The organism is Myxococcus sp. CA051A (assembly GCF_013336705.1).
Lineage (GTDB): Bacteria > Myxococcota > Myxococcia > Myxococcales > Myxococcaceae > Myxococcus > Myxococcus llanfairpwllgwyngyllgogerychwyrndrobwllllantysiliogogogochensis.
In genome coordinates, this window is record NZ_JABUMS010000010.1 from 355,744 (window position 1) to 382,064 (window position 26,321).

General features: G+C 70.0%; 19 protein-coding genes. 7 read left to right on the forward strand and 12 right to left on the reverse strand.

The features are described 5' to 3' along the window. Nucleotides 1-16: 16 nt before the first annotated feature. From HUA74_RS46470 to HUA74_RS28600, 7 genes are all read right to left on the reverse strand, one after another. Entirely contained in the window at nt 17-3,616 is a 3,600-nt protein-coding gene (locus HUA74_RS46470; RefSeq protein ID WP_174457072.1) for a M1 family aminopeptidase, read from the reverse strand. Beyond that, complete coding sequence (locus HUA74_RS28575) at nt 3,613-4,545, reverse strand: ABC transporter ATP-binding protein (RefSeq protein WP_174457073.1); 933 nt, start codon at nt 4,543-4,545, stop codon at nt 3,613-3,615. The genes HUA74_RS46470 and HUA74_RS28575 overlap by 4 nt, the downstream gene beginning before the upstream one ends. Nucleotides 4,546-4,675: 130 nt before the next feature. Beyond that, entirely contained in the window at nt 4,676-5,533 is an 858-nt protein-coding gene (locus HUA74_RS28580; protein WP_174457074.1) for a hypothetical protein, read from the reverse strand. Nucleotides 5,534-5,594: 61 nt separating this feature from the next. Further along, on the reverse strand, nt 5,595-9,932 hold the full coding sequence (locus HUA74_RS28585) for a fibronectin type III domain-containing protein (RefSeq protein ID WP_174457075.1): 4,338 nt from the start codon (nt 9,930-9,932) through the stop codon (nt 5,595-5,597). Nucleotides 9,933-10,197: 265 nt separating this feature from the next. After that, entirely contained in the window at nt 10,198-11,160 is a 963-nt protein-coding gene (locus tag HUA74_RS28590; protein ID WP_174457076.1) for an alpha/beta hydrolase, read from the reverse strand. 40 nt (nt 11,161-11,200) lie between these two features. After that, the gene (locus tag HUA74_RS28595) at nt 11,201-11,800 is read right to left on the reverse strand and encodes a TetR/AcrR family transcriptional regulator (RefSeq protein ID WP_174457077.1); all 600 of its coding nucleotides are present in this window, start codon (nt 11,798-11,800) and stop codon (nt 11,201-11,203) included. Nucleotides 11,801-11,856: 56 nt separating this feature from the next. Then, nucleotides 11,857-12,297 (reverse strand): group II truncated hemoglobin, encoded by a 441-nt coding sequence (locus HUA74_RS28600; RefSeq protein ID WP_141641173.1) that lies wholly within the window; start codon nt 12,295-12,297, stop codon nt 11,857-11,859. A 205-nt stretch (nt 12,298-12,502) separates the two neighbouring features. Here HUA74_RS28600 and HUA74_RS28605 point away from each other — a divergent pair, with 205 nt between their 5' ends. After that, on the forward strand, nt 12,503-14,116 hold the full coding sequence (locus HUA74_RS28605; RefSeq protein ID WP_174457078.1) for an ATP-binding protein: 1,614 nt from the start codon (nt 12,503-12,505) through the stop codon (nt 14,114-14,116). 6 nt (nt 14,117-14,122) lie between these two features. Here HUA74_RS28605 and HUA74_RS28610 read toward each other — a convergent pair whose 3' ends face one another. Then, nucleotides 14,123-15,007 carry a 5'-3' exonuclease H3TH domain-containing protein gene (locus HUA74_RS28610; RefSeq protein ID WP_174457079.1) on the reverse strand — a complete coding sequence of 295 codons (885 nt, stop codon included), beginning with the start codon at nt 15,005-15,007 and terminating at the stop codon, nt 14,123-14,125. Between the two features lie 212 nt (nt 15,008-15,219). On the opposite strand from HUA74_RS28610, the gene HUA74_RS28615 reads away from it, so the two are divergent. The 4 genes from HUA74_RS28615 to HUA74_RS28630 all read left to right on the forward strand — a co-directional run bounded on the left by HUA74_RS28615 (nt 15,220) and on the right by HUA74_RS28630 (nt 18,163). Next, nucleotides 15,220-15,579 (forward strand): DUF4398 domain-containing protein, encoded by a 360-nt coding sequence (locus HUA74_RS28615; RefSeq protein WP_174457080.1) that lies wholly within the window; start codon nt 15,220-15,222, stop codon nt 15,577-15,579. A gap of 24 nt (nt 15,580-15,603) precedes the next feature. Then, the gene (locus HUA74_RS28620; protein ID WP_174457081.1) at nt 15,604-16,908 is read left to right on the forward strand and encodes an OmpA family protein; all 1,305 of its coding nucleotides are present in this window, start codon (nt 15,604-15,606) and stop codon (nt 16,906-16,908) included. A 230-nt stretch (nt 16,909-17,138) separates the two neighbouring features. Continuing rightward, nucleotides 17,139-17,729 (forward strand): GNAT family N-acetyltransferase, encoded by a 591-nt coding sequence (locus HUA74_RS28625; protein WP_174457082.1) that lies wholly within the window; start codon nt 17,139-17,141, stop codon nt 17,727-17,729. 113 nt (nt 17,730-17,842) lie between these two features. Then, nucleotides 17,843-18,163: a multidrug efflux SMR transporter gene (locus HUA74_RS28630; RefSeq protein ID WP_141641167.1), complete on the forward strand. Its 321-nt coding sequence runs from the start codon at nt 17,843-17,845 to the stop codon at nt 18,161-18,163. A 13-nt stretch (nt 18,164-18,176) separates the two neighbouring features. Here the strand turns inward: HUA74_RS28630 and HUA74_RS28635 are convergent, their stop codons facing one another. Next, a complete protein-coding gene (locus HUA74_RS28635) occupies nt 18,177-20,270 on the reverse strand; it encodes a S9 family peptidase (RefSeq protein ID WP_174457083.1) in 2,094 nt (697 codons plus the stop codon). A gap of 248 nt (nt 20,271-20,518) precedes the next feature. Here HUA74_RS28635 and HUA74_RS28640 point away from each other — a divergent pair, with 248 nt between their 5' ends. Then, a complete protein-coding gene (locus HUA74_RS28640) occupies nt 20,519-21,079 on the forward strand; it encodes a sugar O-acetyltransferase (RefSeq protein ID WP_141641165.1) in 561 nt (186 codons plus the stop codon). A gap of 4 nt (nt 21,080-21,083) precedes the next feature. On the opposite strand, the gene HUA74_RS28645 is transcribed toward HUA74_RS28640, so the two are convergent. Together HUA74_RS28645 and HUA74_RS28650 are read right to left on the reverse strand one after the other, a co-directional pair. Next, nucleotides 21,084-21,833, reverse strand: a complete 750-nt coding sequence (locus tag HUA74_RS28645; protein ID WP_174457084.1) for a DUF1338 domain-containing protein — start codon at nt 21,831-21,833, stop codon at nt 21,084-21,086. Nucleotides 21,834-22,461: 628 nt separating this feature from the next. Beyond that, nucleotides 22,462-22,986, reverse strand: coding sequence for a hypothetical protein (locus tag HUA74_RS28650; protein WP_141641163.1), 525 nt, complete (start codon nt 22,984-22,986; stop codon nt 22,462-22,464). Between the two features lie 49 nt (nt 22,987-23,035). Between HUA74_RS28650 and HUA74_RS28655 the strand changes: the two genes are divergently transcribed. Further along, nucleotides 23,036-23,662 (forward strand): GNAT family N-acetyltransferase, encoded by a 627-nt coding sequence (locus HUA74_RS28655; protein WP_371817317.1) that lies wholly within the window; start codon nt 23,036-23,038, stop codon nt 23,660-23,662. Nucleotides 23,663-24,013: 351 nt separating this feature from the next. On the opposite strand, the gene HUA74_RS28660 is transcribed toward HUA74_RS28655, so the two are convergent. Then, nucleotides 24,014-26,107, reverse strand: coding sequence for a collagen-like protein (locus HUA74_RS28660; protein WP_174457085.1), 2,094 nt, complete (start codon nt 26,105-26,107; stop codon nt 24,014-24,016). Nucleotides 26,108-26,321 lie beyond the last annotated feature (214 nt).

Here is a 26,321-nt window from a genome sequence, read left to right on the forward strand (position 1 = left end):
CACCGGGCTCACCGCCTCACAGCGTCACCACGGCCTGCTCGCGACGAAGCTGGAGCACGCGCACGTCGGGGTCCACCACCCAGCGCTCGGGCGGGAAGTCGGAGCGCACCGTGACGTCGGCCTTCTCACCCGCACCCAGCACCACGCGGCTTCGAGCCTCGCGGTAGTCCGGTGACTGCACGTCCGGAGCCTTCGCGTCCGGCCGCTTCGCGAAGCGCTCGCCCTTCACGGCGGCGACCTCCACCGGCATGCGGCCGTCCCCCACGTTCTCCACCGTCACCGTGGCCACCCACTGTCCGCCCTCCTGCTTCACCTGGGCATTCGACAGCCGGTACTGCGGGACATGCACCTCGTGGAACCACTGCTGGACGAAGGCGTCATAGGCCGCCGCGTCCGGCGCGAAGGGGCGCATCGCCGCGGTGAAGTCCTGCAGCACCGGGTGGTCCTCATGGCCCACGTACTTCTGGAGGAACGCCTGGATTCCCGCGTGCATGGCCGGGCGGCCCATCAGTTCCTCCAGCATCGAGAACGCCCAGCCTCCCTTGTCGTAGAGCACGGTGTTGTCGCCGTCGCGCGAGTCGTCGAGCTTCACCAGCGACTGCTCCGCATCCACGTGCCGCTCCCTGGCGTAGCGCTCCTCCAGTCGCTTGGCGATCTCCATCCGCGTCCGGGGACCGTCCAGTTGCTCCATCAGCTTCATCGCCGAATAGTGAGACATGCCCTCCGACAACACCGAGCCGCCGGGCCCCTTGCCAGGGATGAGCATGTTGCCCCACCACTGATGCGCCGCCTCGTGCGCGGTAATCAGCAGGACGGCATTCGACTCCGGCGTGCTGCGCGCGAGAAAGCCGATGCTCTCCGAGAAGGTGATGTTGGTGGCGAAGCCCTGCGCATAGGTATCCAGGCCGGGGAACTCGGACAGCTTCAGCTCCTTCCACGGATAGGGATGGAACCATTCCGAGTAGTACCGGCGTGACGCGTCCAGTCCGCGGCGCATGGCCTCCACGTTGTAGACATGCGCGGGGTGGTGGAAGACGGCGGTGCCCTCGCCGCGCAGCACCGCCCAGCGGCCCGCGACGATGTTGAACATGCTGACCGGCGCGTCGCTGCGCCACACGCTGACCCGACGTCCGTCCTTCACCTCGTCGCTCTCCAGCACGCCCACCGAGTTGAGCGTGTACTCCGCCGGCCCCGTCACGCGGAGGCGCGTGGTGAAGGGCGTGCCCGTTCCATAGGCGGCCTCCGTATGCCCCACGTAGAAGTCGTCCGGGTAGACGCGCGGCTCGTACCGGTTCTCCTCCTTGTCCACGCCGATGTCGTCGCGGAAGCCCACCACCGGCGCGAAGCTCGGCCCGAAGCTGGTCAGCACCACGCCGGAGGGAAGGATGAACTCCGACACCTTGCCGCCACTCTTCGTCACGCCCTTGGGGAACTCGCCGTGGAACTCGAAGCCCACGCGCACCGCCGAGCCGGGTGCCAGGGGCGCCTCGGGTTTGAAGACATACAACCGCGAGCGGTCCTCGGGCGTGACGTCTTTTCCATCCACCGTCCAGCGCACGTCCTCCCAGTGGTCTCCGCCCGTGAGGGCAAAGGACTTCAGCGCCTTCTCTCGCCGGTTCACCAGCGTGTACGTGCCTCGCGTGCGGAAGGCGCGGCCCTCCGGGTCCAGCTCCACCTCCAGGTCCACGTCCTGAATCGCCGGCTGCGGCGCGTCCAGCCACGTGGCCAGGTTCTTCTGCCAGTACTCCTTCGCGCGCTTCTTCGCGGCGTCACCCTGCCAGCCCTGCCCCACCTGCACCGCCGCCGCCACGAGGGCCACCGCGGGCACCACCGCCCACGGCGTCAGTCGCCACGCGCCGCGCAACAGTCCCCCGGGGCGGATGCGCTCCAGCAGGCTCACCGAGTCCGCCGCGCGCCGCCCATCCCACCGCACCGCCAGCGCGGTGAAGAAGGCGGCGAGCCCCAGGACACCCACGCGGTTGAGCACGAGCACGGACCTGTCCAGCTCGAAGGGCCCCATGTCGGACCACTGCACCGCGCTCCACAGCGGCCAGTTCGTCGCCCAGTGGAGGTTGCCGCGCACCGCCGCATAACCGGTGAGGCACAGCGCCGCGAGCGACACGCCATACGCGCCGAAGCGCCCTCCCGCCACCGCGTGCGCCGCCAGCACGAAACACGTCCACGCGAAGAACGTGGGCAACAAGAGCCCCCACGCGAGGACGTACGACGACAATGAGAGCGGCACCTGGCCTTGCACGAGCTGGGCGATGATGCCCGCGAGCCCCGTCGCCACCAGCAGGGACACTCCGACGAGGCTGTTGGCGAGCGCCTTGCCCAGCAGGACGGAGACGGTGCGCACGGGCGCGGCGTCATGGATGGGCGCGAGGTCCGAGGCGCGCTCTCGCTCCAGCGACTCCACCGTGTAGAACATGAGCAGCAGACACGCGAGCGTGGACGCCACGCCCAGGGTGCTCACCGCGAAGAAGCCCGGGGACGTCAGGAGCGAGGTGTCGAACGGGCCCACCTTGTTCAGCGCATTCGCCACCGTCTGCATCAGGATGATGGGCATGAACAGGTAGAGCCCCGGCTGCGACAGGAGGCCCCGCAGCTCCGCGCGCGCCACCACCCACAGGCCAGACAGTGCCCCGGGAGGATGGGCTCGCATGCCCAGCGTCACGAGCGGCGTCTCCTCGCGCGCGCCACCATCCGGCGTCGCCAGGGGAATGTCCGCCAGCGCCTTGCCGTGCGCGCCGCGCACCGGCGCACCACGCAGGCCTCGCGCCACGTGCCGCGCGCTCCACGCCACGCCGCCCAGCCCCACCGCGATGAAGCCCAGTCGACTGAGGACGAACAGCGCGTCCAGACCCACGCGCTCCGCGTTGTAGAAGGCGACCCCTCGGTCGACCTTCACCCATGTCTCGCTCAGCCACCGCATGCCCGCGGGGTCCAGCGCCTGGAGCACCCGGTTCACCCGAGGGTCCAACCACCCGGGAGTCCAGCTCCACAGGAAGAAGGCGCAGACGAACATCAGCACCACCGGCAGGAAGTACACGAGCACCGGGCGCCGAGTGCCCGCGCCCAGCGCGAAGGAGGCACCCGCGATGAACACCAACTGGGGCACGCCGAAGAAGAGCGCGGGCCGCGCGTAGTTGAGCCACGACAGCGGACCGCGATACTCGGCGTGCTCGCCCGCGGGGATGACGTGGTGGAAGAAGACGAGGAAGAGCGCCATCGCCCCGAGCGCCACCCCGTACGCGCTCAGCACCGCCAGGAACTTGCCCCACACGTACTCGCGCGGCGTCAGCGGCGTGGTGTGGAGGAGGGGGCCCACCCGCGCCTCCTCGTCCGCGATGACGCCCATGCCCGCGCCCACGGAGACGAAGAAGCTGAAGAGGAGGAACATGAGCAGCAGGAGCGTCTGAGAGACGGCGAACTCGCTCGTCACCCAGGCCTTCTGCCCGCCCACCTGGCTGGCCCCGGATTCGATGGTGACGTTGCCTGACGACAGGCCCCACACCGACAGGAAGGTGACGAGCAACAGGATGACGAACAGCGGGCGGCGCATCTGGTGCGCCAGCTCCGTGCGCACCACCGTGCCCAGACGGGCCACGTTCATCGCGCCACCTCGCGTGCGGCGTCCACGACGGGCGGCGGCTGCGACGTCGCGGAGGCCTCGCGCGTGTCCTTCATCATCAGCAGATAGGCGTCCTCCAGCGTGGGCGTGACGCGCTCGAAGCCCACGGGCACATCGCCTCCCGTCGAGTGGATGCGCACGCGGTTGCGGCCCTCGAAGAGCACGGCCTGCGTGACGCGGCGGGTGCGCTGCAGCTCCACCAGCTCGGTGGCGGAGGCGGTCCCCTCGAAGATGGTGCCCTGGATGGAGGCCTTCGCCTCGGAGGGCGACGTAATCGCCACCACGCGGCCCTGCCGGATGACGGCGAAGCGCGGACACAGCATCGCCACGTCCTCGACGATGTGCGTGGACAACAGCACCGTGCGCTCGTTCGCCACTTCCGCGAGCAGCCGGTAGAAGCGCAGGCGCTCCTCGGGGTCCAGGCCCGCGGTGGGCTCGTCCACGATGATGAGCTGGGGGTTGCCCGCGAGCGCCTGGGCGATTCCCAGCCGCTGCCGCATGCCACCCGAGTACTCCTTCACCTTGCGCTTCGCGGCGAACGTGAGGTTCACACGCGCCAGCAGCTCCGCGCACAATGACTTCAACCCTCGCGGCGCGGTGACGCCCTTGAGCTTGAGCAGGTACAGCAGCATGGCCTCGCCCGTGAGGTACGGGTAGAAGCCGAACTCCTGCGGCAGATAGCCCAGGTGGGGCCGGAGCGCTTCCGGGTGGCGGACGATGTCCAGTCCATCCAGCGTCACCTCACCAGAGGTGGGCTCCAGCAGGCCCGACAGAATCTTCATCAACGTGGATTTGCCCGCGCCGTTGGGACCCAGCAGCCCGAACATTCCACGAGGTATCTCCAGGTCCACGCCACGCAGTGCGGACACCGGGCCCGGGTACACCTTCACCAGATTGCGGAGGGAGAGCATGCCCCCCGTACACCTGGAGGGCCGTGCTCATTTCACGGGATGTGCGAGGAAACGCAGGAGCTCACGGTGTCCGTCAGGCGCACACCTGGGTGACGCACCGTGGCGCCCCGGTGCGGGCTTGCCCGAGGACTCAGCCGGGGATTCGATGGAGCGGAGCGCAGTGCGGCGCATCTTTCTGAAGCCACTTGCGCAACACCTCGGCGCCCACGGTGTCGCCCGCATGCGCGGAAGCCACTCGAAGCCCCCAGGCACTCATCAGCCAGGCCACGGGGAGATTGGTCTGCTGGTTGTGCACTTTCAGAGCCGCGAGCGAGTCGGGGGTGGCCGTGCCGGTGAGCACCTCGCCGATACCCACGCAGATCTCGTAGTAGGCGCGCCCCTCGTCCGAGCCGGCGACCGGGCTCGGAAACTCCACCATGGAGAGGGCCTCCTTCGCGAGCGCGAGCCCTCGCGCGGGGTCGTCCTCGCACAGCATGACGATGCTCGCCTCACCCACTCGCTCCATCGCGCGGATGACAGGGGGACGCGCTGACCAGTCGACGCTCGCCAGCTCCCGGCGCGCGGAGGCCGCGTCACCGTAGCAGGCATGGGCCAGGGCGCGGGAGCTCGCTCGGTAGAAGGCGACATCCGGAAACCGGCTGCTCGACGCGTACACCTGTTCGTAGACGGCGAGCAGGGCGCTCACGTCGGGATGCAGAAAGGCCGCGTCGATCTTGCGGTGTGCTGACCATCGTCTCCAGAAGATGGAGCCCAGAGTGCCCACCGCGAGCACGCCTCCAACCAGCAAGACGAAGCCCAACTGAGACCCGGACCGACTCAGCTCCTCGGTGGATGGCAGCTTCGGCGTCTTGCCGCCAGTGACCATGAAATACGCGGCGACGTAGGCAACGAGGATGAACGGCAACAGCTTCATCCAAAGCTTGATGGGCGCGAGAGCACTGCGTGGGCGAATCGATTCGAGGTAGCGGGCGTTCTCGTCACGGGACATGCGCGCACTTATAGCCAATCCCTCTCGCGCCACCACGGACTCGCGAAAGGAAGGAGGCTCCTCATTCGAGACATTGATTCAACAGAACGCTGAGGGTGTTGCTCTCGTAGTTGGCCGTGACGACGTCCAGCCGCCCGTCTCCATTGAGGTCCGCGCTCATCACCGCGAACGGACGGCCACCGGTGGCAAAGTCCTTCCGGGGTTTGAAGCCGCCTGTCCCAATCCCCTGGAAGACACTGATGAAGCGGGCGCTACCGGGGGTGTTCTCGACATCGTAGTTGGCCACGACGATGTCCGCCGCGCCATCCCCGTCGAAATCACCGGTCGTCACGCCGTAGGGGTTGCGCCCCACATTGAGTCTCTGTTTCAGGGAGAAATCACCCAATCCATCCCCCTGCATCACACTGACGGTATAGCTGGCGGCGCTGGGACTGTCCGCGAGGGCAACCGCCGCATCGACGTATCCATCGCCATTGAAGTCCGCGAGCGAGAGTCCTCGCGGACGCCCTCCCGGATACGGACTCGACAGCGCCGTGAAGGAGCCGTTGCCGAGGCCCCGCAGCACCTGGAGGACATTGGAGGAGCCCACCACCACGAGGTCCAGCTTTCCATCTCTCGTGACGTCCGCGCTGGCGATGGCGACCGGGTTGCTCGTCCCACTGGAGGAGGTCCGCGCTGGAAGCAGGCCCCCCAGGCCGTTCCCGGGCAACATGCTCACGGTGCTGGAGCTGGTGTCCGCCGTGACGACATCCATGAAACCGTCGCCATTGAAGTCCGCGCTGATGACCGAGTGCGGAAACCGGCCCGTGTCGAACTCCGTGCTCGCGCCAAAACCGCCTGCTCCATCCCCTAGCAACACGCTGACGCTGCCTCCCAGCGTCGAGGGGGAGTTGCCGTTGCCGTTCGCCACGACCAGGTCCAACCTGCCGTCCCGGTTGAGGTCCACCACCACGACCGAGGTGGGATTCCTCCGGGTGGGGAAGTCCCGCCGCGGCCCGAAGCGACCCGCGCCAACCCCCAGCATCACCCCCACGGAGTCGCTGGACTCGGAGGTCACCACGAGGTCTGGATTGCCATCTCCATCGAGGTCACCACTGCTCACCGCCGTGGGCTGCTGGCGGGTGGCGTGGTCGCGCCAGGTCAGAAACGCTCCCGTGCCATCTCCCTTGAGCAAGGTCATGACCGACTGCAATTGATTCGACAGCGCGAGGTCGATCCGGCCATCCCCATTGAAGTCCCCAGCGGCAATCGACGACGGGTTCTTGAGCGTGGCGAAGTCCTGTCTCCCGGAGAAGCCACCCGTGCCATCTCCGAGCAGCACGCTGACCAGACTCTCACTGTTGCTGTACTGGACGATGTCCCATCGGTCATCCCCGTTGACGTCCGCGAGCAGCATCCCGGAGGCCACCACTCCGACGTGCGAGATGCGCTCCGTCCCGAGGCGCCCCGCCCCATCCCCCAACAACACGCCAACACCCTGGCCTCCCATGTTGGAGCCGATGACATCGAGCCTTCCATCCCCATCGACGTCCTCGAGCCGCAAGGTACTGGGGCGCACCGTCACGGCGAAGTCCTCTCGCGCGGACAACCCGCTCGAGGCATCTCCCAGCATCACCGCGATGGACGACGCTCCATGACCCACGACCAGGTCTGAGCGGCCGTCGCCGTTCAAATCTCCCGCGGCCATCAAGCCCAGCGCGGCACCGAAGAGGATGTCCCTCCGGGGCGAAAAGCCACCGGTCCCATCCCCCAGGAAGAGGTTGATGTCCTGACTGACAATGTTGGCCACCACGAGGTCGGCATTGCCGTCCCCATTGAAGTCCCCGCTCGTCACGGAGAGCTGCGTCTGCCCCACACCCAGGTCCACCTTCGAGGTGAAGCCGCCACGCCCATTGCCCATCACGACGCTGACCATCGTGGAGCCATGAAGACCGGGCGTGTACAGCACCATGTCCAGGTTCCCATCGTTGTTGAAGTCCGCGAGCGCCGAGCCAGTCCCACTGATTGAAACGGGGAACGCGACCTGCTCCACGAACGCCCCCGAGCCATTCCCCAACAGCACCCCGGCATACCGAGCCGAGGGGCTCTCGCTCCGGCCGACGCCGAGGTCCGGAATGCCATCGTTGTTGAAGTCCGCGACCGCCACCGACAAGACCGAATGCCTCGCCAGGGGCCACCCTCCCAATCCCAACCCACAGGACGTCGTCACCTCACATGCAGCGGAGCGCGGGCTGTCGCCCACCGCGTTGGTGGCCTGCACCGTGAAGGTGTAGTGCGTCGCGCCGTCCAGCCCTCGCACGGTCGCGGAGGTGGCGCTGCCCGCGGCCGAAGCCGAGAACCCTCCTGGACTCGCCCGCACCGTGTAACGGGTCATGGGGCTGCCGCCGTCGGACACAGGGGGCGTCCAGCTCACCGTGGCCTTGCCGCCTCCGAGCGCGACGGCGCGCGACTCCCGAGGCTCGCTGGGAACATCAGGCGTCAGCACTTCGCCCGAGGGTTCTGATTCGGCGCTCGGGCCCAAGGCATTCACCGCGATGACAGTCACGCGATAGGCCGTCCCATTCACGAGCCCGGTGAGGGTCGCCTCCCGAGGCTCCGCGTCGACAGTGACGGGCGTGCCCGCCGTCCCCGCGCTGTACGGTGTCACCCGGTAGGCCGTCACCGGCGAGCCACCATCCGACGCAGGCATGGCCCAGGTGACGCTCAGGGAGCGGATGCCAGCCGTGGCCACCACCTGTGTGGGGGCATCGGGCGGGCGCGGCAATGTCACGGCCGAGGAAGGCTCCGATGACGCGCTGTCACCGCGCGCATTGGTGGCCACCACGGTGAACGTATACGTCTCGCCCGGGGTCAGCGTGGTGAAGGTCACCTCGGTCGAGGAGGCATCGACCGTCGTGGAGGCACTCGCCGCGCCACCGCCTTCGTGAGCTGCCACCGTGAAGCCCGTGAGCGCACTGCCTCCATCGAAGGCAGGGGCCGTCCAGCGCACGGTGACGAGGGAGAGGGCCACGCTCGCGGTGACGTGGGTGGGGGCATCAGGCACCGTGGAGGGAGTCACCGGTGCGGACGGCGCGGACTCCGGGCTGTCACCCGCGACGTTCGTCGCCCTCACTGTGAATGTGTAGGCCTGTCCATTGGTGAGCCCCGTGACGACGGCGCTCGCGGTGGCCACAGTGGCCGAGTGCCCCCCGGGGCTCGCCGTCACCGTGTAACTCGTCACGGGGGCGCCATGGTCCGCGGGAGCGCTCCAGGAGACCGACGCGCCACCTTCTTCCGCCGTGGCCACGACCTCCGAGGGCGCGGCGGGAGGCGTGCGCGGCGTCACGGGCGCGGAAGGTGACGACGACGCGCTGTCCCCCACGGCGTTGGTGGCCACGACAGTGAAGGTGACCGGCTGCCCCAGGGTGAGTCCGGAGAACGCCCCGCGCGTTTCCGGTGCGGAGATTCGAAGCGTCGCGCCACCCGTCGAGGCGGTGACGGTGTAGCCCGTCACGGGGTTTCCCTCATGGGACGCAGGCGCGGTCCACGCCACCTCCACTCCACCGGCGTCATCCACCGTGGCGTGGACCTCCGAGGGCGCCGCCGAAGTCGACCAGGTGATGACCGACGTCGTGGCGGGAGCGCCTTCGCCCACGTCGTTCGTCGCCGTCACCGTGACGGAGTACGGCGTGCCATCCGCGAGCCCCGTCACCTCCGCGTGCGTATCCGTGACGACGACACGCGCGGCGTCGAGGGGAGGAAGGATGCTCACGGTGTAGCCGGTGATGGGACTTCCATGGTCGTCCGGAGCGCTCCAGTCGAGCCGCGCGCCACGCACTCCTGGCCGGGCAAGGAGATCGACCGGTGCTCCCGGGCGCGCGGCGGGCGTCACCGGCAACGAAGGAAGGGACGGCACGGAAGGCCCCACGGCGTTCGTGGCCACCACCGTGAAGGTATAGGGGGTTCCGTTCGCGAGGCCCGTCACCAGGACCGAGACCGAATCGCCTGGGACGTTCGCCACCGCGCCACCCGGGGAGGCCGTGACGGTATAGCCGAGGATGGGACTGCCGTGGTCCTCGGGCGCCAACCAGGACACCTGCGACGAGGCATCACCACGCACCGCGACGACCTGCGTGGGAGCGGATGGAACCTCCGCGCGCGGTCCCGCATCCGTTTGCTCACCGGCGTCCGTGGGGCCGGCGTCCGTAGGGCCTGCATCCGTGGGGCCCGCGTCCGTGCCGTCGCCCGCGTCCGTGCCGTCGCCACCATCTGTCGAGCCCGCGTCCGCGACGCCCGCGTCCGTGCCGTCACCCGCGTCCGCCACCTCGACGGGTGGACGCGGTGGAATACCCGCCTCGCCACAACCCACGCCAACCGCGAACACAACGAGGAGCATCCAGACGCATTGGCGGAACGACATTGAAACTCCCCGGTAGAGGCGGGGCTTTGTAGCAGCGCGTCGGCCACTCCCTCAAACGCGGCTCGACGGCGTCCCCAAACGAGTCCACCTCAGTGTACCCCTCTCACACATCGAGTGAGGCGCATCGGGAGACGGGCTTGCTCCCGAAAACCAGACATGCCCAGAACCTCCCCCCGGAGTCCTGCATGAACGAGCGCGGACGAGACTCATCAGCCCCAGCAGCGTGACGACCAGGACTCGCTTCAGCCAGCAGCCACTGTCTCCCTCACGAGTGCCGCACCAACCGCAGTGACGCGCGCGACGCCGTCGAAGCAGAGGCCGAAGCGGACGCCGAGGCCAGCAGCCCCACGTCGGGCCACGCGGTTTCCGGCTTCCCCTCCACGAGGAAGTCCACCGCCTGCGAAACGACCTCCGGCGCGTACAGGATGCGGTGATGCCCCAGCCCCTGCGTGCGCGTCAGCCGCGCGCCCGGCCAGGCGCTCGCCACCGACTCGCCCGCGACGAGCGGCACCTCCCGGTCTCCCACGTCGTGAAACACATGCAGCGGCACGTGCCCCAAGAGCCGCACGAAGTTCGGCAGGGCCAGGTCACGCAGCCGCACGTTGAAGTGCGCCTCGATGCGCTGCTCCATCCGCATCCACACGCCATCCGTCAGCCCCATCGCCCGCGCGAAGGCCTGGATGCCACCCCTCGGGTCCGCGGGCGGCGAGACGAACACCGCGCGTCCCACCTTCAGCCCATCCCGCATCGCCACCGCCGTCGCCGCCGCGCCCAGCGAGTGCGCAATCACCGCGTACGGCCCGCCCGTCGCCCGCGCCACGTCCGCCACCAGCTCCGCCATCTCCGGCAACGAGCTGGTCCTCCCCGACGACTGCCCGTGCCCCGGCGCGTCGTACGTCACGACGGAGAAACCCGCCGACACCAGCGGCTCCACGAAGGCCGTGAGCTGCCCGCCATACCCGCTCCACCCGTGCACCAGCAGCACGCGCGGTCCCACGCCCCAGCTCCACACCGCCACCTCCTCGCCCCCCAGCGTCAGCATCCGCGGCTGCCCCCGCGCCAGCACCGCCTCCGCCGTCTTCGAGCGATGCGGCCTCCGAGGCGTCCGGAACATCCGGTCCGCCCACGCCGCCGTCAGCCCCGGCGCCACCGCCCCCATGCTCAACGCCGCCGCCCGCACGCCCCACATCGCCAATTTCGCCCGAACGTTCGTGCTATTTTTTGCCATGACGAGGTCCTCCTCGGAACGACACACAGCCAAAGAAATCTCAGGAGCCTTGGGGACGGGCGGCGCGCAACAGCGCGTCGAAGGCGCGCCGGGCCCACGTCTCCGCGCGCGGCTCTTTCAACAGGCGCGCGGAGTGGTGAAAGCCCAGGAGCAGCGCGTTCTCATCGTGGGCGAACTGCTCCACGTCCACGTCCTTGTGGAAGTGCCCCTCCGCGACGGCGATGCGCGCGGCCTGGGCCAGGCAGTCCAGCCAGTCCCGCTGCGTCTGCACCAACCTGTCACGCGCGGGCCCGGGCGCGTCGTCCAGCTCCGTGGCCGCCGCCACGAAGATGCACCCGCCCTCCGGCACCAGCTCCTTCTCCCACGTCAGCCACTGCTCGAAGAGGGCCCGCACCCGGGGCTCGCCTCGCGGCTGCGTGAGCGCCGGGCGGATGACGCGCTCGGTGAACAGCGCCGTCGCCGCCTCCAGGATTTCCACCTGGAGCGACGTCTTGGAACGGAAGTGCGCGAACAGGCCGCTCTTGGAGAGCTGCAGCTCCTCCGCCAGCCCGCCAATGCTCAGCCCCTGGAGCCCCACGCGGCTGGCGAGCTGGATGGCCCGCTCCAGAATCGCCTGATGGGTGAGCTCTCCCTTGCGCATGGGCTCTTTCTAAACGCCCGTGCTTTTTTCCGCAAGTCGATGAACCACGGGGCTGCTCAGCCCTCGGTGTTGCGCAGGAAGTCCGCCACCTGGGCGAAGCGGTCATCCAGGAAGCGGCGCAGGCCGCCGGTGACTCCCCGGGCATCCAGGGCCTTCCCCATGGCGCGCAGCCACGCGTCGCGCATGGAGAGATCCACGGGCACATGGCCATGACGCATCCGCAGGCGCGGGTGGCCGTGGCGCTCCGCATAATGCTGCGGCCCGCCCAGCCAGCCGATGAGGAAGAGGCCGAAGCGCTCGCGCGTCCCCCCGTTCACCCGGCCCTGCTCGTCCAGTTCGTGCAACTTCGCCAGCACGGGCTCGTGCGCGTCCATCGCGTCATAGAAGGCCCCCGCCAACGCCATCACCGCATCCGCGCCACCGATGCGCTGATACGGCGTGTCCTCCAGCGTGGGCACCCAATCATCAGAGGAGGGAATTTTGAGCTCAACAGGCATGACATCCTTCAACATCCGTGCGGGCACGGGGTTTTCCCCTCCCGAAACGAGCGCTCGGCGTGCCGCTCCGAGGGGTGTCGAGAGGCCGACAGGTTGGCAGGCACCTCGCGGGTTGCCCATCGAAGATTTGACCCAGGCAAGAGCCGGTTGCTAGAGCCCTGCCCCACCCGTGCACCCTTCCACCAACTCCAAGCAGGCCAGGGCGATGCCTCCGCCCCGAGTCTGGGTCCTCGACGACAGCTCCGTGGAAAACGAGGCCATTCGCCGCGTGCTCACTCCCACCTGCCGGGTGGAGACGTTCACCGACGGGGCCGCGTTGCTGGAGGCGCTGGGGCGGGAGCACGGAATGCTCCCCGAGGTGCTCGTCCTGGACTGGTACCTGCCGGGCATGTCGGGCCTGGAGGTGTGCCGCTTCGTGCGCTCGGGCGCCACCACCTCGCTGATTCCGGTGCTGCTGCTCACCGTCAACACCCGCGCGGACGACGTGGTGGAGGCGCTGGCGGCGGGCGCCAACGACTACGTCTTCAAGCCCTTCCGTCCGGTGGAGCTGGAGGCGCGCGTGCTGGCCCTGGCGCGCCTGGAGCGTCAGCGACGCCAGCTGCTCGAGGACGAGCGCGCGCGGCGCATGCTGGCGGAGGGCACGCTGACGGAGGTGCAGGCCGCGGAGGAGCGCGCGTGGCGCAGCGAGCTGCGCTTCCGGCTGGCCGCCCGGGCCACGCGGGACGCGGTGTGGGAGTGGGACCCGCGCACGGACACGGTGGACTGGACCAGCGGCCTGCACGAGCTGTTCGGCCACGTGTCCACGAACATCCGGGACACGCGCGACTGGTGGGCGGAGCGCCTGCACCCCGAGGACCGGGACCGCGTGGTGCGCGGCCTGCGGCTGGCCCTGGCCAGCGAGACCCACGAGTGGCAGGACACCTACCGCTTCCAACGCGGGGACAGCACGTGGGCCCACGTGGTGGACCGGTGCCACATCGTCCGGGACGGGGACAACCAGGCGGTGCAGGTGGTGGGCGCCATGCAGGACGTCACCGAATGGCAGCAGACGGAGGCCGAGCGCCTGCGCCTGCTGGCCGAGGTGCACGCGCAGGCGGACTTCGAGCGGCAGCTCATCGGCATCGTCAGCCATGATTTGCGCAACCCCCTGGGCGCGATAACGCTGGCCGCGTCCCTGCTGGCGCAGCGCCCGGACGCGGACGACCGGCAACAGCGCAACGTGCAGCGAATCCTGCGCGCGGCGGAGCGGGCGACGCGGATGATTCGCGACCTGCTCGACTTCACGCGGGCCCGGCAGGGCCGCGGGCTCCCCATCTATCCGCGCGCCATGGACCTGCACGAGGTGGTGCACGCGGCGCTGGACGAACTCCAGGCGGCCTGGCCCGAGCGCCGCATCGTCTCCGACTACCAGGGCAGCGGCGCGGGCGCGTGGGACCCCGACCGGGTGGCGCAGGTGCTCGGCAACCTGGTGGGCAACGCGATGCAGTACAGCCCGCCGGACACCGTGGTGCGCGTCATCGCGAGGGGCGAAGACACGGGCATCGTCCTGGAGGTCCACAACGCGGGCCTCCCGATTCCGGGCGACCTCCAGTCGCGCATCTTCGAGCCGCTGGAGCGCGGCGTGGAGCGCCCCGAGGACCGGGGCGTGCGCAGCATCGGACTGGGGCTCTACATCGTGCGCAGCATCGTCGTGGCCCACGGCGGCACCGTGGAGGCGCGCTCCACCCAGGAACACGGCACCACCTTCACCGTGCGCCTTCCCCGCCAGCCGCCCGTCGCCCTCGCGGCCCAGGACGACGACGGACAGGCCGCGGGGTAGTCCGCCTCAGTCCACCCAGCGCTTCGGCCTGCGCTTCATCGTGGTGACGCCCAGCCTGTCGCAGAGTGACTCGAACACCTGCCGGGGCACGCCCCGCCACGCCACGTCCTCCAGCGTCTTCGTGCCGGGCAGCGGAGCATCCGTCACCAGCGTGGCGAGCCGCCGGTACAGCAGCGCCTCCTCGCGATGCGCGCGCAGCGTCGCCGCCAGCTTGTCCGCGCCACGCGGGCGCGCCGTCCACGTCGCCGCGTCGTCCGGAATCGCCTCCAGTCTCCCGTAGGCCGCCAGCAGCGACGAGGCGCCCTTCTCCCCGAAGCCCGGCAGCCCGGGGATGCCATCCGCGTCGTCGCCCATCAGCGCGAGCAGGTCCGGCACGCTCGTGGGGGACACGCCCAGCTTCGCGCGCACCGCGTCCTCGTCCAGCACCTTCTCCTGACGCCGGTCCACCTGCACCACGCGTTGGCCGCGCACGCACTGCCCCAGGTCCTTGTCCGGGGTGAGCAGCCGCACCTGCTCCACCGCGTCCGCCCACTTCGCCGCCGCCGTGGCCAGCGCGTCGTCCGCCTCGTGCTCCTTCATGGACCACACGCGCACGCCCAGCGCCGCGACGGCTTCCTCGGCCAGGTTGAACTGCGCATGCAGCTCCGGCGGGACGCCCTCGTCGCTCTTGTAGCCGTCGAACATCGCGTTGCGGAACGAGCGGATGGGGTTGTCGAACGCCACCGCCACGTGTGTCACCGCTTCGTCCGTGTCGTGCAGCAGCATGAGCAGCGAGGACATCAACCCCACCGTCGCCTTCACGTCTTGCCCGTCCGGCGCGGCGTGGCCGGGCCGGGGCGAGAAGTGGGCGCGGTACAGCTCGTACGTGCCATCCACCAGGTGCAGGCGCATCCCGCCGTCCTATCGCTCCCGGCGCCTTCCGACCAGCCCGGCCGCACCGTCACGAGGCCCTCCGCGCGCAAGGACTGCTCGCCGCGCCCCGGGGTCGCCCGGCCGCTCCCCGGGCGGCTTGTCCCGGTGAGGATTGCCGGGTTGTCGGCCCGAGCACACTTCAGGACCTGGGGCGCGACACCCGCGCTCCATCCGGCTGCTGGAGGTAGACCGTGCGCCCGAAGCTGCTTGCCGCGATGCTGTGCGCCACCCTGTTCGGGTGCGCCAGCCAGAGCGTGACACCCGTCTCGAACACCAAACGAACAGAGGCCATCGCCTCCATGCGCGCCGCGGAAGGAGCAGGCGCGTCGCGCATCCCCGAAGCCGCTCGCCACCTGGAGTTCGCCCGCCAGCAGGTCAACAACGGCGAGCAGCTGATGATGGACGAGGACATGGAAGGCGCGGAGCTGAGCTTCATGCAGGCGGACGCGGACGCGGACCTCGCGCTGGCGCTCGCACGTGCGTTGCCACTGGAGCGGCAGGCGCAACAAACCACCCAGCAGGCCCAGGCGCTGCAACGCGGCCTGCAGTGAGCCCGAGTCCCGGAGGAAACCGTCATGGTGCGAAGCAAGCGTGGATGGAAGGCCCTCGTCGGAGCCACGACGCTCCTCGCCGCGGGGAGCGCGAGTGCCGCTCCACCCAAGGAGCTCGTGGAGGCGCGGTCGGCCTATCAGCAGTTGATTGCCAGTCCCCAGGGGCGTGAGCGTCCCCGGGAGGTGACCGAGGCGCGCGATGCCTTGCGCCAGGCGGAGCAGGCGTACCAGGACGACAAGGACGCCACCCGCACGCGAGTGTTGTCCTACGTGGCCCTGCGCAAGGCGGAGACCGCCGGCGCCTGGGGCAGCGCGGAGATCGCCGCCAGGCAACAGGCCCAGGCCGAAGCGGCCTTGAGCCAGGCCCAGGCCCGACAGGAGCAGCAGCGGCTTTCGCAGGCCCAGGCCTCCCAGCAGCAGCAGGCCAATGACCAGCGGCTGTCGGAAGAGTCCTCCCGTCGTCAGGAGTTGGAGGCCGAGGCCCAGCGCCTGGCCCAGCAGAACCAGGAGTTGCAACGCCAGACGGCGGAGCTGCAGGCGCAGCAACAGGCGCGAAGCCAGACGGAGCAGCAGAGCGCCCAGCAACTGGAGGCGGAGCGACAGGCGCGCGTGGAGGCCGAGCGCAAGGCCAGCGAGGTCCTGACGCAGCTGGACCGCGCGAACAAGGACCTCAAGGTCCGTGAGGAAGCCCGAGGCACGGTGCTGACGCTGTCAGGCAGCGTCCTCTTCGCCTCCGGTGCGTCGGACCTGCTGCCGGTGGCCCGCGACAGGCTGGCGGACGTGGCGCAGGTGCTGAAGGAGGGCGACAAGCCACTGCTCATCGAAGGGCACACGGACTCGCAGGGCTCGGACGCGCTCAACGAGCGGCTCTCCTATGCGCGCGCCGAGCGCGTGAAGGAGTTCCTCATCAACCAGGGCGTCCCCGCCAATCGCATCGAGGCGCGCGGCATGGGTGAGTTCCGGCCTGTGGCCACCAACGCCACGGCCGAGGGCCGCGCGAACAACCGCCGCGTGGAAATCGTCGTCGAGCGCGGCGGGCAGCGCGCCGTCGGCGGCAGCGGCCAGGGCACGGGCGGCGCCGGCTCCGAGCAGCAGAAGCAGGCTCCGGAGTCAGGCTCCTCGAACGACACCCTGCCGCCCCAGGAGGACACGAGCGGCGCGGTTCCCTCCGGACAGCAGGGCACCTCAGCGGACCATGAAGACTTCCCGGGCACCGGTGGCGGTGGTGCGCCTTCGGAGAGCCAGGGACAGCAGGGCACGTCGGCCGACCACGAGGACTTCCATGGCACGGGTGGCTCGGACGGCGCGAATCAGGACGTGAAGCAGTAACCCCGCTGACACCCGCCCGGCCCAACGCCGGGTGGGTGTGCGAGGCACGTTGCTCCTGGTGGTGTGCGTGAAGAACCCTCGCTCCGGACCTGCGCGCGGCTCTCATGCCCGGACAGGCCCGGAGCGCGGCCTTTCGGCCCCGTCGAGCACCTGTCACCCGGAGCGCTCCGTCCCGCTTGCGGCGCTCCGGTTCCGGCGCGCGACGCGATAGCCTGCGCGCCGCTCTCGTCATGGCCTCCGACAAACCCATCGTCCTGCTCACCACCGAGCGTTTGAGGGTGACCCAGCTGCCTCCCGACGGGGCGGCGCGCGTCGTCGCCTATTTCGAAGCCAACCGGGACCACCTGGGCCCGGTGTCCCCCACGCGGCCCGCCCACTTCTACACCCTGGCGTACTGGCGCACGCGGCTGGCACAGGACCTGGAGGACGCGCGCTTCGACAGGTCCCTGCGCATGGTGGTCCTCCCTCGCGCGGAGCCGCTGTCCTCCGCGCCCGTCATCGCCAACATCTCCCTCACGAACATCGTCCGGGGACCGCTCCAGGCCGTGACGCTGGGCTACGGCCTGGACCACCGTCACGAGGGCCAGGGCCTGATGACGGAGGCCCTGCGCGCCGTCTGCACCCACGCCTTCACCACCATGGGCCTGCACCGCATCCAGGCCAACCACCTCCCGGAGAACCTCCGGAGCGCCGCCGTGCTGCGCCGGCTGGGCTTCGCGGTGGAGGGCTACGCGCGCGACTTCCTGCGCATCGACGGCCGCTGGAGGGACCACATCCTCACCTCGCTCGTCGCGCCCGAGGGAAGCCCCACCGCCGAGTAGTCGCGGCCACGCATCACGCGTTCAAGTCAACCGTCGTGAATCCCTCGACGGACGCAGGACGCGCTGGCGAAGGGACAGCGAGCCTCGTACAGCTTCGCCACGGAGGTGGAAGCGTGGCGTATCTGTTCCTGTTGGGGGCCATCGCCTGTGAAGTGGTGGCGACGAGCCTGCTGAAGTCCACCCAGGGCTTCACCCGCCTGTGGCCCACCGTGGGCTGCCTGTCGGGCTACGCGGTGGCGTTCCTGCTGCTGGCGCAAGCGGTGAAGCAGGTGCCGGTGGGCGTCGCGTACGCGATGTGGTCCGGCCTGGGAACGGCCGCCATCGTCACCATCGGCGTCATCTTCCTGGACGAGCCGTTGAGCACCACCAAGGTCATCGGCGTGGCGCTCATCATCGGGGGCGTCGTCCTGCTCAACCTGCGCGGCGCGCACTAGCGCCGCGCGGAGTTCAGCGAGGGAGCGCGGCGGCCCGAGGGGCGCCGTTGGGGCCCGCGGGCAGGTGCGTGTCGAGCCACTCCACCGTGCGCCGCATCCGGTCCACCATGTGCTCCGGCTTGCGCAGGGTGTGGCCCTCGTCCGCGTAGACGACGAACTGGGTCTTCACCCCCAGCTCCTTCAGCGCGTGGTGGAACTCGTAGCCCTGCGTCACGGGCACCTCCACGTCCCGCTCGCCATGCAGCACCAGCGTGGGCGTGCGCGCCAGCTTCACGTAGTTGATGGGCGAGCTGCGCGTGTACACCTCCGGCTCCTCGTACACGGACGCGCCGAAGTACGGCCGCATCCACGCGTCGATGCGGTTGGTGCCGTAGTAGCTCTGCCAGTTGGCGATGCCCGCGCCCGCCACCGCCGCGCGGAAGCGCTGCGTCTGCGTCACCGCCCACATCGTCATGAAGCCGCCGTAGCTCCACCCCGTCACCCCCAGCCGCGAGGGGTCCACCGGCGCGTGCGCCAGCACCGCGTCCACGCCCGACACGATGTCGCGCAAGTCACCGAAGCCAAAGTCGCGCCGGTTGGCCTGCGCGAAGTCCGCGCCCTGGCCGAAGCTGCCCCGGTAGTTGGGGAGGAAGACGTAGTAGCCCCGGGCCGTGAAGAGCAGGACGTCCGGCCGGAACTGCGGCACCACGCCCGCCGCCGGCCCGCCGTGAATCATCGTCACCATGGGCGCGCGCGTGCCCGAAGGAGGCGCCATCGACGCGGCGGGCGCCACCAGCCAGCCCTGCACCTCCGCGCCGTCGCTCTTCCACGACAGGTCTCGCGTCTCGCCCACGAGCGCGCGCAGGTCCTCCTCGCGCCGCGTGACTCGCTCCCAGTCCCCCACCGGCCCCACCCACACGTTCTGCGCCTGGGTGAAGGACTCGCGCACCACCGCGCTGCGCTTTCCGTCCCGCGACAGCGACAGCCCCACGGAGCCGCCCGCGCTCAGCCGCTCCGGCCCCTTCCACAGCACCGTCACCCCGCCCTGCGCCGTCGGGTCCACCGAGGCCACCGCCGACTCCCCGCGCACCTGCGCGCCGAACAGCAGCTTCCGGGGCGCCACCCACTCGAGCGTCGTCGCCGTCGCCTTCATCCCCGCGGTGAGGTTGCGCGCCTTGCCGCCCTCCAGCGACACCAGCATCACATCGCCCCCGTTGACGCCCTGGTCGCTCATCAACCCCTCGATGGCGGCCACGTGCTTCCCATCCGGGCTCCACACCGGCTCGGTGAGCTGCCACTTGGGCGCGTACACCAGGCGCGAGCGGCCGTTGGCCGTCTCCAGCACATGCAGCTTCGCCAACCACCAGCTCGCGTCTCCTGGAGGCGGCGCCGCGATGAAGGCCAGCCGCGAGCCCTCCGGACTCCACGCGTACTCGTAGACGAAGAGCTGCTCGGGCGACACGACGCGGTGGGCGCCGTCCGCCACGGACACCAGCGCCACGCGCTTCACGGGATGGGACTCCCGCACCACGCCCGTCTCTCGCGCCGCGGGGCCGTTGGGGCCCTTGGCCTGCTCGGCCCCCTCGCCCTGCATCACCAGCACCGCCACGGACGCGCCATCCGGCGACCACTGGGGCGCGGACACCGAGCCCTGGAAGGACGTCAGCTTCCGCGCCACGGATTGCGCCAGGTCCGCGACATACAGCTGGGACTGTCCCCGTTGGACCGCATCGGACAGGAACGCCAACTGCTTTCCATCCGGACTCCAGGCGATGGACGACTCGTCACAGGCGCGCCCGTCGGGACAGACGCTGACGCGCACCGCCTGCGGCTCGCTCACGTCCAGCTCCACCGCGTGGATGAGCGTGCCCCCCGTGGAAGCCACCTCCACCCATGCCACCCACGTCCCATTGGGAGACAGGGCCACCTGGCGGAAGCGCGTGGTGCGGCCCACCGCGCCCAGGATGGACTCCACCGACGGCTTGCCCACCTTCGTCGCCGCGCCGCGAACGACCACCGTCGTCTCGCGGTCCAACGCGGAGGGCGCGGGCATGGACTCGCCCACCTGCGCGAAGGCCGGAGCCACGCACCACAGCGCCACACCCAGGCCGACGACTCTCGCCACCATCCGAATCAACACATCCCCCCACGGGTCTGGAAGAGAGCACCAGACTACATGAGTGGGGCGGCCCCGCGTCCGGACACTTGCTTCTGACACCCCACCTGGAGGCCCTGTCCCGCCTTCCTGGAAGGCCTCCTCATTCGTTGGACCTCGGAAGTTTTGGCGTGCGAGGAGTGACTCAGCGCGTCCATCGTCGGACAGACGTCCCACTTCGACGGAAGCCGTGCGCCAGGCCCAGTGAAGACTGCCGGGCCATGGCACGAACCGAGCGGGAGAAGATGCTTGCGGGGGAGCTGTACAGCGGCTGGGACGCGGAGCTGACGGCGGCCAGGTCCCGGGCGCGCCGGCTCTTGCGCCTCTACAACGACACGCTCATGGACGACGAGGACGCGCGCAAGCAGCTGCTCGACCAGCTCATCGGGAAGCGGGGCACGGGCTGCTACATCGAGCCGCCCTTCCACTGCGACTACGGCACCTTCATCACCCTGGGCGAGCGCGTCTACATGAACTTCCAGTGCGTCATCCTGGATTGCAACCAGATTACCATTGGTGACGACGTGTCGTTTGGCCCCAACGTGCACATCTACGCGGCCACGCACCCGTTGGACGCGGACGAGCGCATCAAGGGCCCGGAACTGGCCAGGCCCGTCACCATCGGCGCGAAGACGTGGGTGGGCGGCGGCGCCATCATCGTCGCGGGAGTCACCATCGGCGAGGGCGTCACCATTGGCGCCGGCAGCGTGGTGACGAAGGACATCCCGCCGTATGTGCTGGCGGCGGGCAATCCCTGTCGTGTCATCCGTTCGCTGCGTTGAGCGTTCAGCGCTTCGTCATGTCGAACAGCGCGCGCGCCTGCGGCCCCAGGAACCCGTCGAAGTCCGGCGCGCGCTGGGCAATCTCGAAGTACGCGTAGGGCCACGGACGGCGGCCCCCCTCGCGCAGCGTCACCGACAGCGGCGCGGCCTGGGTGGCGGTCTGCCGCAGCGACGTGCCCGGCGCGCCCTCGATGTCCGCCTTCATGGGCACGCCCGCCTCCCGCATGCGCTGCTGCCAGACCTCCACGTCATCCACCGAGCCGGTGAAGTGGTTCACCTTGCGGCCGAAGGCCAGGAGCCAGGCGCCGTACTGCGACTCCTTCTCCAGCTCCAGCAGCGCGGCCTCCGACGGCGGCGGCGGCGAGCAGAACCACGCCGCCAGCGCGTCCACGTCCTCGGGCGGCGGCGGATCGTCCGGCAGCGTGCCGAGCAGCTCGCGAGCGCGCGGCGACAGCTCCTCCGACTTCAGCTCGGAGATGAAGACGCGCGGCAGCCCCGCCGGATGCGACAGGTAGATGGCGGACAGGTGCGCGTCGGGGAAGGTGTATGCCCCCGCGGGCTTCCAGCCCAGCCGCTCGAAGGGCCGCGAGAAGAGGGCGATGCCGCCCCCGGGCCGCGCCAGCGAGCGCAGCGCGACATGGTCATTGCGAAAGCTGCCCCCGGAGAGCTGCACGAAGGTGCGGGCAAACGGCACCTCGGAGGCGTAGCGCTCCCAGAGCAGGTCCAACAGCCGGGTGGCCTGAGAAGTCGTCATGGCGGCGCACTCTAATCCGCCCAGAAAAGTGCGGCGGCGCGCGGCCCCGAGCCCTTGGAGGGGACTTCGTTCGGAGACGCGCGCCGCGCGCTAGAGACTCGCCTTGGAGTTTCGAGTCTCTGTACCCTTCTTGGTATGCATTGACTTCCGTTCCGGCCCGCTCGGCGCCACCCGAAGTCGTGCGGCGAAATAGGGTGCGACGTTGGAAAACGCCAGTGCCGCGCAAGAGTGGGCATCAAAGTCGCGTTGCGCCACCCTGTAGCCCGGCTAATTGACAGAATTGTGAGCGTAAAGTTTCCGTAACGCTGTGCCGCGCCACGTCATCGTGGCCTCGCGAGCGCAGGCGAGGGCGAAGACAGGCCCCCAGGCCCACCTCCACCCTCTTCCACCGCGAAACCCCACACCGGGCTCGCGACGGACAACCCCCGAGCGCCTCCGGATGCGCACGCGTCAGCCCCCTCTGGGGCGGGGAGACACGCGCGGAAGGACACCCCGCGAAATGGGCGGACCCGGTCGGCACGCTGATGAACGCGGCCCCCCGGAAATCTTCCCCTCTCGATTTCTCGTTCCGCGAAGACACACTTCATCAGCTCCCGAGAATGACGCACCGCTCCACGAAGGAAGTGGGTCAGTGGAGATGCTCGGGGAGCATGGGCAGGCCGTGGAAGAAGCGGCGGCCACACTCGAAGCGGCGGTGGAAGCAGACGCGGTCCTCCACGTACAGCCGGGCCATGTCCTCCTCGCCGTAGGCGCGGAAGAAGGCGGCGCGGGCCTCGTCGCAGGCGTTCTCGTATTCGGCGAGCAGGGCTTCCCAGTCCTCCGGCGGCGGCTCCTCGTCGTCCTGCCAGCAGCCGTCCTCCATGCCGTACTCGCGCTCCATCAGGTCCAGCTCCAGCGCGAGCCGCTGGACGCGCGGTACCTCCGTCAGCGCCTCGTCCGCCATGGCGGTGAGGATGTGGGCCACCAGGAAGAAGCCCGCGTCCGGAGGAACGACGCCCTCTTCGCGCGCGGCGCGGAAGGCGACGAGCAACTGCGCGTCCATCGCGTCATCCCCCAGCTCCAGCAGCCGCGTGGCGAGCCCTCGCCACCGGTCCTCCGTCTCGCGGGCCTCCTGGAGGGCCAGGGTCAGTTCAGGGTCTCGCGTCTTCTTCATCTCGTGCTCCTGTCGGGATTGCCCCGAAGCTCTCATCCAGGTCTGACGTGTGGACCTCGAATCCACGGACGTCGGTGTTCGCGGTTGCTTCACGGGCACGTCGGATGGCGGACGAGGCCCGCCCGGGGTGTCGAGCGGTGGACGCGTGGCGGCCCGCGCGGACATGCTTCGCGGCACCGTGCCCCTGGCTTCTCGTCCCATCGCCCCCTCCGACAACGACTTCCTCTTCGCCCTGTACGTCAGCGCGCGGGAGGGCGAGCTGGCGGCGTGGGGTTGGACACCCGCGCAGCGCGAGGCGTTCCTGCGAATGCAGTGGCTGGCCCGGGGACGTGACTGGGGCGCGCGGTATCCGACGGCGGAGGACCGGGTGGTGTTGGTGGACGGTCAGCCGGCGGGCAGGTTGCTGGTGGTGCGCGGTGAGAAGGAGTGGCGGCTGGTGGACATCGCGCTGCTGTCCTCGCACCGGGGCGGGGGCCTGGGCACACAGCTCTTGCGCGAGCTGCTGGAGGCCGCGGGCGAGGCACGCGTGTGCGTGCGCCTGCATGTGCTCCATGACAGTCCCGCGCGCGGGCTGTACTCGCGCCTGGGCTTCCAGGTGGAGCCAGGCACTTTGCCCGTGCGGGAAGATTCTCCATACGTGGCCATGGAGTGGACACCCGCGTCACGTGCGGGCTGAGGGCGACAGGGCCCGGCTTGGGGGAAGCGCGCCATGCCCCCGGAACACGAACGGGCCGCGCGCCGATTGCGCGTCACGCGGGCGGTCGCCGGGGAAAGGCGAAGAAGCGCGCGGAGGCCCTGAAGACAGACAACCAGGGGCCCGTCCGCGCGCTTGCTCCGGGGTCATCCGAATGACCCGGGTGATGAAGCCACGAACCGGCACGGGGCCGCTCGCGCCACGTCCATGGCCTGGATGCCAGCGGTCCCCCCGACTCGTCTGCGAGCCGCCCCGTCCGGCGATTCACTGCGCCCAGCAAACCTTCCGCCGCCGGGCCGTGAGGACCGGACGGCGGGATGCGTCCTCCTCCACTTAGAGGAAGATGTTCTCCGGCACGGGAGTCACGGTCTGGAAGGAGAGGCCCGGTGCGCCGGCGCCAGACGTGATGCCCGTGGCACCACCATCGCCACCGTCACCACCCATCGCGCCGCCGCCGCCGCCCGCCGCGACGGCGGTGCTCGGGCTGACGGGAGGAGCGGTGGTACCCGCTGCGCCAGCACTCACGTCGAGGGTGCCCGTCACGGCGGGACTGGTGCTGGAGAGCAAGTGGATGATGCCGCCGCCGCCGCCGCCACCACCACCCTTGCCAGCGCCGCCCGCGCTGTTGCCATCTCCGCCGCGACCGCCCACCGCGCGGATGGAGCCGCCCACCGTCACGCTGGCCTTGCCCACGATGACGACGACGCCACCCGCACCACCACCGGCGCCAGGGGTATTGCCCAACGTCCCACCCGGGTCGCCGTTCGCGTTGATGGCGGAGGTCGGCTGCACCCGCACGTTGCCCTGCGAGAGGATGACCAGCGAGCCGCCACCTCCGGCGCCACTCACCCCCACGGCCTTCGCGCCAGAACCACCGCCCTGGGGACCCGGCCGAAGGAGCTGCGCGCCCTGGAGCGGCTGCAAGCCCAGGCCCTTCTGCGGCTCGCCAGCGGCGGCCCGCGACACGCCCGCCGTCGCGGGGCCCGCGCCGCTGTCTTCGGTGCCCTGGTCCACGGTGATGGTTCCGGAGATGGTGACATCACCCGTGGAGCGGATGACCGTGCCGCTCGGGAGGATGAGGGTGCCAGCGATGGTCACCGTCGAGAACTGGAGGTGCTGCCGCCCCGCCAGGGTGTTGAAACCACCGACCGTGGTGAGGTCCAGCGTGTTGCCGATGGGAACGTTGAGCAAGCCACCCGAGCCGTCACCGTAGACCCCCGTCGAACCCGCCGGCCCCTGCGGCCCCTGCGAGCCCGTGGCCCCCGTCGCTCCTGTCGCGCCCGTCGCCCCCGTGGTGCCCGGCGTACCCTGCGTGCCCTGCGCACCGGGGACACCCTGCGGTCCCTGGGCCCCCGCGCAGACGTACCGGGTCAGCGCCGCGATGACCTCGCCGGCATCCAGCACGCCGTTGCCGTTGGAGTCCTGCCCGAACTGCAGCCGCACACCCCCGGTGGCACAGTTCGCGCCCGCCGGCTCGGCCGCCGTCGCCGCCACCGAGTGGATGCCCGCGGCGCCCTGCGGACCCGTCTGTCCCTGCAGACCTTGCGAACCCTGGTCGCCCTTCAACCCCTGCGGCCCCTGCGGCCCCGCGCACACGTAGCGCGTCAGCGCCGCGTTGACCTCGGAGGTGTCCAGCGTGTTGTTGCGGTTGGCGTCCACGCCCACTTCCAGCTTCACACCGCCGGTGGCGCAATTGGCCCCGGACGCCTCGGCCGACGTGCGCACCAGCGCGCTCAGGCCCGTGGCGCCCTGCTGCCCCTCCGGGCCCGTCTCACCCTGAGGGCCGGTATCACCGCGCGGACCCACCGGACCCGCGGGACCCACCGGACCCGCCGGACCCACGTTGCCCTGCGCGCCGGTCTCACCCTGCTGTCCCTGGACGCCCTGCTGTCCCTGGGGCCCCTGCTGGCCCACGTTGCCCTGCGGCCCCGTGTCGCCCCTCGGCCCCTCGACGCCTTGCGGTCCCTGCGCGCCGTTGCACACGTAGCTGGTGACATCCACCTCGTCGTCATCCAGGTCGTCGTCTTCGTTGTCGTCGACGCCCGCCTCCAGCTTCACGCCACCCGTGGCGCAGTTGGCACCCGCCGGCTCCAGCGTCGTGCGAGCCACCGCGGGCTTTCCTTCCTCACCTCGCGGTCCATTGGCGGGACCCGGAGGGCCCTCGGGGCCTTCGGGACCTTCAGGCCCCGCTGGACCGGCCGGCCCCACGTCACCGGTGTCTCCCTTGGGGCCCAGGTCGCCCTGAGCACCCTGCGCGCCTTCAGGACCCGCGGCGCCTTGAGCACCGGCGGGGCCCGCGGGGCCTTGAGGCCCCTGGGGACCTTCAGGTCCTTCTTCACATGCGGACAACAGCAACAACGCCGTCACCGGTAGCGCGCGGAACCCCCGCGTCCAATACGTGGGGTGTCGCCAGTTCATTTGAGCCATGGGTGGTCTCCTCGTCGTGGAACTCAGGGCCAAGGCACAGAGCAAGTCACGAGCCAGGATGGATTGTGTCGGGGTGCACGCCCCACTCAGCAGGGCGTGAGGGATTGTGGCTCGAAATGGCTCACGCGAAACAGCCCTCCCCCGCGTTCTTCCAGAACGCGACTCGCGTCACACCGGAACGCATGACGCGATGGGGCACGGGACACATGAGACC